The organism is Campylobacter sp. MIT 12-5580 (genome assembly GCF_005406235.1).
Classification (GTDB): Bacteria; Campylobacterota; Campylobacteria; order Campylobacterales; family Campylobacteraceae; genus Campylobacter_D.
Genome location: NZ_NXLK01000004.1, coordinates 152,436 through 166,025 on the forward strand (window position 1 = coordinate 152,436; position 13,590 = coordinate 166,025).

General features: G+C 35.1%; 13 protein-coding genes and 1 tRNA gene. 9 read left to right on the forward strand and 5 right to left on the reverse strand.

The features are described from left to right. The first annotated feature begins 21 nt into the window (after positions 1-21). The 9 genes from mobB (at position 22) to CQA38_RS05805 (ending at position 7,631) form a co-directional block, all read left to right on the forward strand. Positions 22-507: a molybdopterin-guanine dinucleotide biosynthesis protein B gene (mobB, locus tag CQA38_RS05765; protein ID WP_137633046.1), complete on the forward strand. Its 486-nt coding sequence runs from the start codon at positions 22-24 to the stop codon at positions 505-507. Positions 508-510: 3 nt separating this feature from the next. Next, positions 511-1,356 (forward strand): class 1 fructose-bisphosphatase, encoded by an 846-nt coding sequence (locus CQA38_RS05770; protein ID WP_137633047.1) that lies wholly within the window; start codon positions 511-513, stop codon positions 1,354-1,356. Further along, the gene (locus tag CQA38_RS05775) at positions 1,353-1,556 is read left to right on the forward strand and encodes a hypothetical protein (RefSeq protein ID WP_137633048.1); all 204 of its coding nucleotides are present in this window, start codon (positions 1,353-1,355) and stop codon (positions 1,554-1,556) included. Before CQA38_RS05770 ends, CQA38_RS05775 begins: the two co-directional genes overlap by 4 nt. A 105-nt stretch (positions 1,557-1,661) precedes the next feature. Next, entirely contained in the window at positions 1,662-3,548 is a 1,887-nt protein-coding gene (gene metG / locus CQA38_RS05780; protein ID WP_137633049.1) for a methionine--tRNA ligase, read from the forward strand. Further along, the gene (locus CQA38_RS05785; RefSeq protein ID WP_137633050.1) at positions 3,548-4,489 is read left to right on the forward strand and encodes a hypothetical protein; all 942 of its coding nucleotides are present in this window, start codon (positions 3,548-3,550) and stop codon (positions 4,487-4,489) included. The genes metG and CQA38_RS05785 overlap by 1 nt, the downstream gene beginning before the upstream one ends. 74 nt (positions 4,490-4,563) lie before the next feature. Next, positions 4,564-5,820, forward strand: coding sequence for a UDP-N-acetylglucosamine 1-carboxyvinyltransferase (gene murA, locus CQA38_RS05790; protein ID WP_137633051.1), 1,257 nt, complete (start codon positions 4,564-4,566; stop codon positions 5,818-5,820). Beyond that, positions 5,817-6,995: a molybdopterin molybdotransferase MoeA gene (locus CQA38_RS05795; RefSeq protein ID WP_137633052.1), complete on the forward strand. Its 1,179-nt coding sequence runs from the start codon at positions 5,817-5,819 to the stop codon at positions 6,993-6,995. The genes murA and CQA38_RS05795 overlap by 4 nt, the downstream gene beginning before the upstream one ends. Positions 6,996-7,029: 34 nt before the next feature. Continuing rightward, positions 7,030-7,104 (forward strand) — tRNA-Gly (locus CQA38_RS05800). Positions 7,105-7,208: 104 nt separating this feature from the next. Next, positions 7,209-7,631, forward strand: a complete 423-nt coding sequence (locus CQA38_RS05805) for a PepSY-like domain-containing protein (RefSeq protein ID WP_137633053.1) — start codon at positions 7,209-7,211, stop codon at positions 7,629-7,631. A 52-nt stretch (positions 7,632-7,683) separates the two neighbouring features. Here the strand turns inward: CQA38_RS05805 and mog are convergent, their stop codons facing one another. From mog to CQA38_RS05830, 5 genes are read right to left on the reverse strand one after another with little or no spacing between them, the layout of a single operon-like run. After that, positions 7,684-8,214, reverse strand: coding sequence for a molybdopterin adenylyltransferase (mog, locus tag CQA38_RS05810; RefSeq protein ID WP_137633054.1), 531 nt, complete (start codon positions 8,212-8,214; stop codon positions 7,684-7,686). An 11-nt stretch (positions 8,215-8,225) separates the two neighbouring features. Continuing rightward, positions 8,226-9,839: an ATP-dependent metallopeptidase FtsH/Yme1/Tma family protein gene (locus CQA38_RS05815; protein ID WP_137633055.1), complete on the reverse strand. Its 1,614-nt coding sequence runs from the start codon at positions 9,837-9,839 to the stop codon at positions 8,226-8,228. A gap of 2 nt (positions 9,840-9,841) precedes the next feature. Further along, positions 9,842-11,095 (reverse strand): tRNA (N(6)-L-threonylcarbamoyladenosine(37)-C(2))-methylthiotransferase MtaB, encoded by a 1,254-nt coding sequence (gene mtaB / locus CQA38_RS05820; protein ID WP_137633056.1) that lies wholly within the window; start codon positions 11,093-11,095, stop codon positions 9,842-9,844. Continuing rightward, positions 11,092-12,159, reverse strand: a complete 1,068-nt coding sequence (gene aroB, locus CQA38_RS05825; RefSeq protein ID WP_137633057.1) for a 3-dehydroquinate synthase — start codon at positions 12,157-12,159, stop codon at positions 11,092-11,094. The genes mtaB and aroB overlap by 4 nt, the downstream gene beginning before the upstream one ends. A 33-nt stretch (positions 12,160-12,192) precedes the next feature. After that, positions 12,193-13,590 (reverse strand): TrkA C-terminal domain-containing protein, encoded by a 1,398-nt coding sequence (locus CQA38_RS05830; protein WP_137633058.1) that lies wholly within the window; start codon positions 13,588-13,590, stop codon positions 12,193-12,195.

Sequence of the window (13,590 nt, forward strand, 5' to 3'; positions counted from 1 at the left end):
TTTAAATTTTTAAGGAAAATTGTGAAAAAACAAGTTATGGCTTTTAGCGGACCTTCAAATTCAGGCAAAACGACTTTGATTAACAAGCTTATAAAGCATTTTAGCGCCCAAAATTTAAAGGTTTTTGTGCTAAAACACGATCCAAGCGATAAGGCTTGCTTTGATACAAAGGGCAAAGATAGCTTTAGTTTTTTTGAAAACAAAGCCGAAGTTTTCGTGCTAAGCCCTACAAGAACGACTTTTTTTTCACATGAGCCAAGAAGTGTTGAAGAGTGCTTGAGGCTGGCTGGGGACTTTGATCTATTTTTGATCGAGGGGCTAAAAACCCTGCCCTACCCTAGAATCGGTGTTTTTAAAGATAAACTTGATGAGAGTTATTTTAGCGTTTGCAAGGCTATAGCAAGCTATGAAAAGCCCAAAAATAACACACTAACTTGGCTTGATCTTGATGATATAAAAGGCATTGCAAGCTTTATCTTGCAAAATGCTTTTCAATTTAAAGGATAGAAAATGCAAGAGATTATTTCTCATATACAAAAAGCTGTTTTAAACATAGCAAATGAGCTTAAATTCCCAGATACAGGCTATCAAAGCACGCACAATGCAACAGGAGATACCCAACTTAAACTTGATGTTAAAAGTGATATGATTATCACTGAAATTTTAAGTGGGTGTAAAAATATCAAAGCCCTTGTAAGTGAAGAAAAACCAGAAGCCCTTGAGCTAAATACAGAAGCTAAATATATAGTAGCTTATGATCCACTTGATGGCTCATCTTTGCTTGATGTAAATTTTGCAGTTGGCTCTATCTTTGGAATTTATGAGGAAAAAATGAGTGCAAAAAATCTCAAAATGGCTATTTATAGTATATATTCAGCTAGACTTGAGCTTATCATTTGCACTGATATACCTAAACTTTACCGCCTCAATCATAAAAATGAGTTTGAGTATATCAAAGACTTAAAGCTGAGCCAAAAGGGCAAGATCAACGCTACAGGTGGCACACAAAAAAACTGGAGCAAAACTCATGCAAGCTTTATTAAAAGTCTTTTTGATGATGGTTACCGCTTAAGATATAGTGGGGCTATGGTAAGTGATATACACCAAATTTTATGCAAGGGTGGAGGGCTTTTTAGTTATCCAGCCACCACTGATGCACCAAATGGAAAACTTAGAGCCTTTTTTGAGGTTTTTCCTTTTGCTTATATATGTGAAAAAGCAGGAGGCAAAACGAGCAATGGTATAAATAAAAGCTTGCTTGAACTTGAATTTAATGAGCCTCATTCTACTACGCCTTGTTTTTTTGGCTCAAGTTATGAAATTGATAAACTTTTAAGCTTTAAGGCAGAACAATGAGTGAGGTGAGTGAAAAAGATTCTTTTGAACTTGAGCTTGAGGAAAAAAAGCAAATTTTACAAAAATGTCAGCAAGAAAAAAATATGCAAACTTGTTTTGATTGTAAGGAACTTTTTGAATGCCAAATACGAAAAAACTATGTTTTATCTGTATATAATTCTATGTCAAAAGGCAAAAATGAAGGTGGCTTTGACTTTTAAAGCCTTGTTTTATGCTTTATCAAAGCTTAAATTTGCTATACTCTCAAATTTAAAATAAGTAAAAGTAAGCTTATTTTTAAAACTTGCAAAATTATAAGGAAAAAAATGAGATATTTAACTACTCCTATTTATTATGTCAATGATGCACCTCATTTAGGGCATGCTTATACGACTATCATCGCTGATACCTTGGCAAGATTTTACCGCTTGCAAGGCGAGCAAACGCTTTTTTTAACAGGCACAGATGAACACGGACAAAAGATAGAGCAAGCTGCTAAACAAAAAAATTCAAACCCAAAGGCTTATGCTGATAAAATCAGTGCTGAATTTAAAGAGCTTTGGGACGAGTTTAATATCACTTATGATATATATGCACGCACCACAGATGAAAGGCATATAAAATGCGTGCAAGCTATGTTTATAAAGATGTTTGAAAAGGGTGATATTTATAAGGGCACTTATGAGGGGCATTATTGTGTTTCTTGTGAGAGTTTTTTTACTCAAAGCCAACTTCTTGCTAATAATACCTGCCCAGATTGTGGTAAAAACACTCAGCTTGTCAAAGAAGAAAGCTATTTTTTCCGCCTTTCAAAATATGAAAAAGCGATTTTAAAATGGTATGAAGAAACTGATCCTATCTTACCTAAAAACAAAAAAAATGAACTTATCAACTTTGTGCAAGGTGGCTTAAAAGACCTTTCTATCACAAGAACAAGCTTTGATTGGGGTATAGCTTTACCAAAAGAGATGAATGATGAAAAACATGTGATTTATGTATGGCTTGATGCACTTTTTATCTATCTTTCTAGTCTTGATTATCTTGAAAATGGCAAAAACGCAAAATTTTTTCCAGCTCATATTCATCTTGTAGGTAAGGATATACTGCGTTTTCATGCTGTGTATTGGATCGCTTTTTTGATGAGTGTTGATCTGCCCTTACCTCTTTATATAGGCGCTCATGGTTGGTGGACAAGGGATGGGGAAAAGATGAGTAAGAGCAAAGGTAATGTCATCAAGCCAAAAGAACTAAAAGATGCTTATGGTATAGATCCTATGCGGTATTTTTTGCTAAGAGAAATGCCTTTTGGAAATGATGGGGATTTTAACGAAGCAGCCTTTATAAACCGCATTAATGCAGAACTTTGCAATGAGCTTGGCAATCTTTTAAGTCGTATAGTAGGTATGAGTGCAAAATACTCAAATTCAAGCATTCAAAGCAAGCATATAAAAGAATTTTTCACAAGCGAGCTTACACAAACCAAAGAATATCTCTTTAATGCCATAAATTTTTTAGAAAGCGTGCAAACAAGCAGGTATTTAGAAGAGCTTTTTAAGGCTTTAAGCCTTGCAAACTCAAGCATAAGCAAATACGAACCTTGGAATTTGATCAAAAATGGCGACACAAAAAAAGCAAATGCCCTAGTTGCTTTATGTGCGAACATACTTGCAAAGGTAAGCGTGCTTTTAAGCCCTGCCCTACCACAAAGTTGTGAAAAAATAGCCCTTAGCTTAGGCTTTGCAATAACAAGTGAAAATTATCAAAAACTTATCTTAGACGATGAATTGCTTTCTTTTCAAAGCAAGGCTTGTGAGCCTTTATTTACCAAGGTAGAAGAAGCTCGCTTAAAGCCTGCTACACAAGAGCCAATTCAAGAGCAAAAAACACAAAAAATAAAAATTGATGATTTTGCAAAGATTGAGATCAAAATAGCCCTTGTTAAAGATTGTCAAAGCATAGAAGGCAGTGAAAAGCTTTTGAAATTTATACTTGAGCTTGAAAATGGCGAGTTAAGACAAGTTCTATCAGGCATAGCTAAATTTTATGAGCCTCAAAGCCTCATTGGCAAGCAAGTATGCCTCTTAAGCAATCTTAAAAAAGCTAAAATTTTTGGGCATGAAAGCGATGGCATGATACTTTCAGCAAAAAGTAAAGATAAGCTTGTGCTTATAAGCCCAGAGCAACTTGTAGAAAACGGCTCTATAGTAGGCTGATGAATATCTCAAATTTAAACGAGCTTTTACAAACTCAAATGCTTAATGAAGGCTCTACTTCAAGCGTAAGTGGCTTTGCTATAAGTTTAAATGAGCTCAAACACGGCTTTGCTTTTTTTTCAAATGATGAAGAAGCTATCAATGAAGCTGTGCAAAAAGGTGCTTTTGTCATCATTAGTGAAAAAAAGCTTTTACTTAAAGATAAGGAAGTTTTTTATCTTTATTGCGAGGATTTAAGCTTAGCTATCTTAAAGCTCATACGTTTTATGTGTGAGGAAAAAGAGCTTGAGTTTGTGCTTTGCGAGCCTTTAGCGCTGGATTTTTGCGAGGTATTTTATCTTGAGCGTTTAAGTGGCGAGGTGTTTTTAGACTTTTCAAAACTTATAAATGCAAAGAAAAAAACACTCTTTTTTTGTGATAAAGAGCTGTATTTGCTTCGAATTTGTGCGAGTTTTGATACGCTTAGGGCATGTGAATTTACACTTTTAGAGCATTCAAGCTTGTTTTCTACAAGCTTTATTTGTAAGCAAATGTATTTTAAAAACCTTGCCTTACCTTTTGTATATACTTCTTTTTTTGCAAGCTTTGTAAATTTTATCCTAGAGCATAACTTAAGGCTTCGCATAAAGGAAAAAAAGCTTGATTTTTTGCAAGTTTATTTTATCAATAAAAACAATGAAATTTGTGAATTTGGCTCAAGCTCAAGAGCTTTTTTACTTGCTAAAAATGAGCTTCATTTTGACTTTTTGGCTACACATTTAAGTAAGGTTAAAGGCTTTAAAACAGCGGCTAAAAATACTCTTTTTTGTGATTTTTCTTATTCAAGTTTAGAGGATTTAAAAGCATATAAAGACTTTAGATATTGCTTGATTTTTGAAAACCAAGAAGAGTTCATAAGCTTTTTTAGCCAAAGCTTGGACATTCAACCAAGCTTATTTTAAATAAAGAAAGTTTAAATTTAGGCAATTTGTCTTAAAAATATGCTAAAATTTTTTATTATCATAAAAGGAAAACGATGCAATACCTTCAAATTCAAGCTTGTGATTATCTAAGTGGAAGTGTAGAAATTAGCGGTGCAAAAAATGCCGCCCTACCCCTTATCGTCTCAAGCATTTTAGCCAAAAATGAAGTGCTTATCCATAATATCCCAGAAGTTGCTGATATCAAAACGCTTTTTGTTTTGCTTGAGAATTTAGGGGCTGAGTATGAGCTTAAAAACCACAATGCAAGGATAAACACAAGCAAGCTTAATAACACTAAAGCTGTATATGATATAGTGCGAAAAATGCGCGCTTCTATACTTACGCTTGGACCCTTGCTTGCTCGCTTTCATCAGTGTGAAGTAAGCTTGCCCGGAGGTTGTGCTATAGGACAACGCCCCATTGATCTGCATTTGCAAGCCCTTGAAAAAATGGGTGCAAATATCAGCATAAAGCAAGGTTATGTTATGGCAAGTGGCGAGCTTAAAGGAGCTGAGATCATCTTTGATAAGATCACAGTTACTGGCAGTGAAAATATCATTATGGCAGCAAGCCTTGCAAAAGGCAAAACAAGACTCATCAATGTCGCTAAAGAGCCTGAAGTGGTGCAACTTTGTGAGGTTTTAGTAAATGCTGGACTTGATATAAAAGGCATAGGAAGTGATGAACTTGAGATAATAGGAAGTGATGGCGAGCTTTTAGAGTTTCAAGAATTTAGCGTTATACCAGATAGGATAGAAGCAGGAACTTACCTATGTGCTGCAGCGATTACAAATTCAAAAATTACGATTTGTAAAGCAAATGCAAGTCATTTAAGTGCGGTTTTAGATAAACTCAAACAAATGGGCTTTGGTATAGAGGTGCAAGATGATGCAATCACCATACTTCCAGCTAAAGAAATAAAACCTGTTGAGATCATTACAAGTGAATATCCGGGCTTTCCAACTGACATGCAAGCGCAATTTATGGCTTTAGCGCTCAAAGCAAATGGCACAAGTATCATTGATGAAAGGCTATTTGAAAACCGCTTTATGCACGCAAGTGAGCTTTTAAGAATGGGAGCTGATATAAGATTAAACGGACATATCGCTACGATCAATGGAGGCAAGGAGCTTAATGGAGCTGATTTGATGGCGACTGATTTAAGGGCAAGTTCAGCTCTCATCTTAGCAGCCCTTGCGGCAAAAGGTGTGAGCCGCGTGCATAGAATTTATCATTTAGATCGTGGTTATGAGAGACTTGAGGAAAAATTTAAAGCCCTTGGAGCAAATATCAAAAGGCTTGAAGAATGAATGATCTTTTTGCCACTTTAAAGCTTTTAGAAAATTATATAAAAGAGCTTTTTAGCTTTGAATATGTAGAGCTTTTTAAGGCAAAAGAAAGAGTGCTTTTTGAAGATATAAAAGCTAGGATTGATACGCCACGTTTTACAAACTCAGCCCTTGATGGCTATGCTTTTAATTATGATGATAAAGACAAGCCCTTACACATAAAAGGAGTGATTTTTGCTGGAGATAAGGCTGAATATGAGCTTAAACCTTGCGAATGCTATAAGATTATGACAGGAGCAAAGCTACCCAAAAATGCTGATACGATTTTAATGATAGAAGATGAGTGCATACAAGAAGGCAAGCTTATCATCAAAAATCCACCAAAACGTCTTAATGCTGTGCGTTTTAAAGGTGAGGAATATCAACAAAATGAACCCTTGTTTCAAAAAGGCACACTCTTAACAAACACTCACTTAGCTGTGCTTGCAAGTCAAGGCATAAGCAAGCTTAAAGTATATAAAAAGCTTCGTGTAGCTGTGTTTTCAAGTGGAAATGAACTAAAAGAGCCTTGGCAAGAAGCTGATGAAAACAGCGTTTATAATACAAACGCTACAAGCATTATAGCCCAGCTTACGCAGCCAAGTATAGAGCTTTCTTATCTTGGTATTATAAAAGATGAGCTTAGTGAGGTAAAAAAGGCTTTGATAAATTGCAACTATGATTTGCTTATAACGAGCGGTGCAGCTAGTGTTGGTGAGGCTGATTTTATGCAAAAAGCCTTAAAAGAGCTTGGCTTTACGCCTATTTTTGAGGGTATAAAGGCTAAATTTATCAAACCAAGTAAGCTTTTTCAAAAAGATAACAAACTTGTCCTTGTTTTACCGGGCAATCCTCTTTCATGCTTTTTAGCTACGCGTTTGATCGTGCCAAAGCTTTTTTCTTTATTTTTTGGCACAATCTTACAAGATAAAAGCTATGAAGCCCTTTTAAGTAAGGACATAGAGCTAAAAAGCGGACGTAATAACTTCATCTTTGGCAAATTTGAAAATGGTGTTTTTACACCTTATGCTAAAAATTTTGGCTCAAATATGCTTAAGGTTTTACTTGAAAATGAGTATTTGCTTATCAGTGAGCTTAAAAGCTCAAGCCTAGCACAAAATCAAAAGGTAAAAATTGTTAGAATTCTTGACTTTTAAACTTGATTTTTGTATAATCTTACTTTTTAAAAATGCGGGAATAGCTCAGGGGTAGAGCACAACCTTGCCAAGGTTGGGGTCGCGAGTTCGAATCTCGTTTCCCGCTCCATCTTTTTTATTTTTTGCTTCATTTCACGCATACTTCACAAAGCTTTCACTTTGAATTCACAAAATAAGGCTAGAATTACAGCATAACTTTTTAAAGGAGAAAAAATGAAACTCAAACTAATCTTAGCGAGTTTAACTTGTGGTGCTAGTTTTTTGCTAGCTGATATGGTGGTTGCTCCAAATACGCTTCCAGCAAATGCTCAAGGCTTTATCAAGCAGAATTTCCCAGCTGCTCAAATCATGCTCGTAAAAAGAGATCTTGACTCTTTTGATGTAACCTTAAATGATGGCACTGAGATTGACTTCAATATCAACGGACAATGGACAAGCGTTGATGGCAAATACAAAGCCATTCCAACAGGCTTTTTAGGACAAGCTATAGTTTCTAAAGTAAGAGCAGCTCAGCCCAATGCGGTGATTATCGATGTAGATCGTAAAATCGGAGGGTTTAAATTTAAACTTAATAATATGATGGAAGTTTATACTGATATGAATGGCAATGTGCTTGGACAGCAGTTTGATGACTAAAAAACTCACACCAAAGGTTAAAGCCTTTGGTGCTTAAAAACTTTTAAAAGGCTTATTTTTTAGGACGAAAAGCCTTGATAATGGCTTCATTTGTATGTATAAAACGAGCTCCTATTAAGTCTAAGCAGTAAGGCACAGCTGGAAAAATAGGCTCTAAACACTCAGCAATAGCCTTTGGATTGCCCGGTAGGTTAATGATGAGTGAGTTTTGGATTATCCCTGCACTTTGACGCGATAAAATCGCTGTTGGGACAAATTTTAAACTTGCTTGACGCATAAGTTCGCCAAAACCCGGTAGCATTTTTTCACAAACCGCCTCAGTAGCTTCAGGCGTCACATCTCTTAAAGCAGGTCCAGTTCCCCCGCAAGTAATGATAAGATCACATTGTGCTTCTTTGCTTAAAAAAAGCAATCTTTCTTTGATAAGCTCAAACTCATCAGCGATAAGCTCGCATATAAACTCACATTCATTTTTGATATAGCTTTGAAGCACTTCTTTTACCTTTGGGGTAGCTTTATCTTCATAAATTCCAGCACTTGCCCTATCACTTAAGCTTAAAATTCCTACCTTTATACTATCCATTACCAAGCTCCTTAATGCACTCTCATCACTCTTGCAACATCTTCACTTTCAAGCTTTTCAAATTCCAAAAGCACATTTGCAAGCTCTAAAATCTTATTTTTCATAGGCTCAAGGTAATTTTGCACTTCTTGTTTTTGATCGCTTAAAGTTTTTTCATCAGCCATATCAAAGCTAAGCATAAAGCCAACAAGCTCTTTTACCTTAAGAAAATCATGCTGTGAGTTAGTGTAGCTTTCATTATAAATAAGCTTCATCGCACACGATCCTGCTAAATGCACTTTGATCTTGTTTAAAAGCTCTGATTTTGATCTGATTTGCTTTTCATATTCTTTAAAACGATCTTCGATGAGGGTAATTTTTTCAAAGCCTACATCAAAATAATACGCACTTAAAGCCTTTGCGGCTTGATAAGTTGCTTGTATCTTTTTCTCATTTTCATCAAAGCTTAAGATTTTCTTTTTACCAACTAAAACCTTGTTTAAAACAGCGAAAAAATCACTCTCCTCAACCAAGCTCGAGCCTCTTCTTAAGGCATTAATCGCTGCTTCATTCACCAAAGTTTCAAGCCCTGCTCCGCTAAAACCTACGCTTGCTTTGGCGATATTTTTTAGCTCGACATTATTTTTTTTGTCTTTCATATAAATTTCAAGGATTTTAAGCCTATCTTTAAAGTCTGGCAAAGAAAGAAAAATGCGTCTATCAAAACGACCTGATCGAAGTAAAGCTGGATCCATAAGCTCGATTTTGTTTGTTGCTGCGATAACGATAACGCCGCTATTATCCTCAAAGCCGTCCATTTGGGTTAAGAGCTGATTTAAGGTGCTATCTCGCTCGACATTGCTTACCTCGCCTCTTGCTTTGCCAACAGCGTCTATTTCATCGATGAAAATAATACTTGGAGCCATCATTTTAGCTTTATTAAAAAGCTCTCTCACCCTTTTTGCTCCCATTCCTACATAAATTTCAACAAAGCTTGAACCACTTTGATAAAAAAAAGGCACTCCAGCTTCACCCGCTACAGCTTTTGCGATCAAGGTTTTACCAACTCCGGGAGGTCCTACCATCAACACACCCTTTGGCATTTTTATGCCAAATTCTTTGTATTTTTGCGGATTTTTAAGAAAATCCACGATCTCACTAAGCTCACTTTTTTCCTCATCAACCCCAGCCACATCATCAAATTTGATATGAGAGATCACCGGCTTTATGCCAGAGTTTGCACTTTCTAAGATAGGGTTGCTTTGGCTTTCATTTGCTGGTGATATAGGAAATCTTTGCATTTGCTTTTTGCGCGTGAAATAAAAAGCTGATATAAACATCGCTATAAGAGCAATTATTATAAAACTTAAAAAAAATGCTGTATTTTCTTGTCTTACTTCAACAGGCACCTTTTGCAAAAGCTCATCAAGATCGATACCATCTTTAATAATGGCGTAATTATCATTATTTGCCTTGATAATAATCTCTTTATCACTAATAACAGCTTTTGTGATGAGATTTTCTTGCAAAAAGCTTTCATAAAGCCTTTTATCAATATATCTTGGCTCATTTTTAAAATAAATAATACCAATAAGCACACACAATAACGCAAAAGAAAAAATAATGATTTTTTTATTTTTATTCAAATCTAGCCTCCTAAACTGGCTTCATTATACTCAGTTTTGCACTCATACTCATCAAGTATGAGCCAAGTTTTACTCAAGTCTTTTGGGCTGTGAATTTTGATTTTGTTATAAAATTGATCATAGCCTTCAAAAACACCTTCTTTTTGACTCTCCACAAGCACTTCAAGCCTTTTTTTATTGTTTTTTCTAAACTCAAGATTATTATGCTTTACTATATCTTTAAGTGTGTTAAGCCTATCTTTGGCTATGCTACCATTTACTGGCTTTTCATTAAGATTTGCTGAATGTGTATTTGCCCTTGGACTAAAGATAAAAGCGTGGATATGCGTAAGTTTAAAAGCCTTAAAATTCTCTAAAGCTTCAGCCCACACAAACTCATCTTCGCCCGGATGTGCTACGATAAAATCCGTGCCTAGGGCGAAGCCTTTATTTGCAAGCATTTCAAAAAGCTCTAAATCGTTTTGAGTGTGCGAACGCCTACGCATAAGACGCAACATTTTTTCACTTGTGTGCTGTAAGGCTATATGCAAATGCCTTTCTAGCCAAGCTTCATCTAAAATTTCTTTAAAACTTTCATCAATTTGAGCTGGTTCTAAGCTACCTAAACGCACCCTTTTTATACCAGAAACCTGCCCTATTTTTTGTAAAAGCTTGCCTAAACTTGAGCCTTGTTTTAAGCCGTAAGAGCCTATATTTGTGCCAGTTAGCACGACTTCATTATAGCCATTGCTTGCTAAAATTTTAATTTGTTTGAGAATTTCTTCCTCGCTAATGCTTCTTGATTTACCACGCACACTAGGGATAATGCAATACGAGCAGGCAAAATCACAACCTTCTTGAATTTTTACAAAAGCCTTAGTATGATTTTCATACTGCGTAACAATGTCTTTATCGATGAAATTTAAATCCCCAAGTTCAAAAAAGCTTTGTTTAAAGCCTAAAAACTCATTAATCCTTGCTTTATTTGAAGCTCCAAGCACACCAAAGACTTTTTTGCTCTCCAAAAGCTCTTTGCCCTTGCTTACTGCTCCACAACCTGTTAGCACCACCTTTATGCCTCTTTGTTTAAGGCTATTTATATAAGCTCTTGTGCCACTATCTGCTCCATTGGTAACCGTGCAAGAATTTATCACGATGATTTGAGCTTCTTTTTCATCTTGAGTGATTTCATAGTCTTTGACATAGCTTTTTAAAAGCTCGGTATCATAGATATTTGTTCTACAACCAAAGGTTTTGAAAAATACCTTTTCTCTCAAGCCTTATCCTTTGTGAATTCAGCCAAAACTTCCAAAATCAGCTCTTTTTTGATATCATTTTTAATCACAGCCCTACCCAAGCCTTGAGGCAGGATAAAATGAAGTTTTGCGTTTAAGCTTTTTTTATCAAGGAAAAAAGCCTCATAAAACTCATTGATATCTTTTATCTTATAATGTGTTGGAAGTTTGAATTTATGCAAGAGTTTTTCTACTTTTTTGCATTCTTCTTCGCTTAAAAAGCCAAGCTTTAAAGCAAGGTGGTTTGCCATATTTATGCCTATAGCTACAGCTTCGCCGTGTAAAAAAGTCTTGTATTGTGTTTGATTTTCTATAACATGAGCAAAGGTGTGTCCGTAATTTAAAAGCATTCTTAAATCATTTTCTTTTTCATCTTTTGAGACTATATCAGCTTTTAATTTTACGCTTTCAAAGATGATTTGAGCATAAATTGCATCATCTAAGCTTTTATCAAAAAAAGCATTTTCATCAAGCTTTTCTATAAATTCAAGTTTTTTCTCATCAAAAGTAATCGCCATTTTGATAAACTCAGCCATTCCAGCACTTAATTCTCTTTGAGGCAGGGTTTTTAAAAACTCACTCTCACAATACACAGCACGAGGCTGATAAAATGAGCCGATGAGATTTTTCCCAAAGGCATTATTTACTCCTGTTTTTCCGCCCACAGCTGCATCAACCATAGCCAAAAGCGTGGTAGGAACATTGATAAAATCAATTCCTCTTTGATAAATGCTTGCCCCAAAGCCCACTATATCGCTAATCACACCTCCACCAAATGCGATGAGCGTGCTTTTCCGATCAAGTTTAGAAATAAAAAGCTGATTTAAAAGCTCTTCTATGCTTTGTAAATTCTTATACTGCTCCCCATCCTTAAGTGTAATGATAAAGACTTCATCAGCTTTAAGCCTTGAAAGCAAGCTTTGCAAGTGAAGTCCGGCTATTTTTGCATTACTCACCACAGCAACTTTGCCTTTAAATTCAAGCTTTTTAAGCTCATTTACACTGACTTCATAAGAGTTTTTTTCTAAATTTACTTTTATATTCATCATTTTGCCTTTTTGAATAAATTTTAACCAAATTTAACTAATTGGTATAAAAAGTTGATAATTTTTATTCATCTTTGCGTATAAGACATTAAAATCTGTGCTTAAAAAGGTGCTTAAACGAGAGCTTGTTAGCTCTTTTTTAAAGCTCACAAACTGCAAAATATCATTGTTTAAACTGAGCTCTAAAAGAGGATTTTTGCTGGTATCATTGATGATTTTAATCTCTTTGTTATAAAGCTTTGAAAGACTTTGAAAGTGTTCTATAACTTGTTTTGAATCATCATTTGGTTTGTAGTGATACAGCTTTACTGAAAGCCCAAGCTGCTTACTTAGATCAATCATCACATTTGCCTGAGTTTCAAGCTCGGCTTCATTTGAGTTTAAAATCACAGCCTCGCTTAACTCTTCAAAGCTTCTTTCTCCTGTTTTAAGTATAGGAATTTTAAGCTCAAAAAACTGCTTTTTCTTCCTTTCAAAATGAAGCAAATCAGTAACAATCACACCTATATCATTACCTTCTAAAAGTGCTGGAATAGACTTAAAATCAGTATTTTTGTAATCAAGTTCTATGCTAATACTATTTTTGTCATTTTGCTTGAGTTTTTCATAATTTTCATTTAAACGAGGGTTGATTACGCGGATGATAAGCTTTTTTGAATTTGTTTTTGAATGAAAAAATAAGGCTGTTTTTAAGAAATTTTCAAGCTCAGCTTCGCTTTTATCTTTCATATCCATTAAGGCAAGGATATTGCTCCCAAAAGGGCTTGGAAACTGCCCTCTTCCTCGCTTGATATTGTGATACACACCTTGCAAGACGCTAGGATCGCCAACAAGAAGTATAGAATCATTTGGCATAAGCATGGTTGAAGCATTAACAAAAATAAATTTTGAATTCCTATACAGCAAAGCAATACGCCATCTTTTTTGTCCTATAGAACCCACATGTCTATACGCAAAGATACTATCAGCTGGAATTTTTACCTCCATAATCTCACCTGTGTTAAGCCCTATATTTTGGGCAACTAGGGCAACATCTGGCAAAAATCCTAACAAATGATTACTTAAAATCGCCCTTAAATCAATCAAATCACAATGCTCATCACTTACGCTAAGTCCCCAAAAGTCCATCAAAACAATATCTTGTTCTTTGCTAAAAGCTCTGATATTTTCATAAGTGTTTTTTGTATCAAACTCATCTTGTAAAAAAATAAAAATTTGGGAAAAATTACTCAACAAAAGCTTATTAAGCTTGCTTGAGCTCGTAGGATCAAATTTTACAAAGTCTATATTTTCACCCTTTGTGATAACGCTGATTGTTTCGTCATTGTAGTATAAAATCGTATAAAAAAAATTCAAAGCTTTTTGCAAACAAAGCCTTTCTAAGAAATATTTTGCTAAACTTCCATCAACGATAAATAAAATTTTATCCAT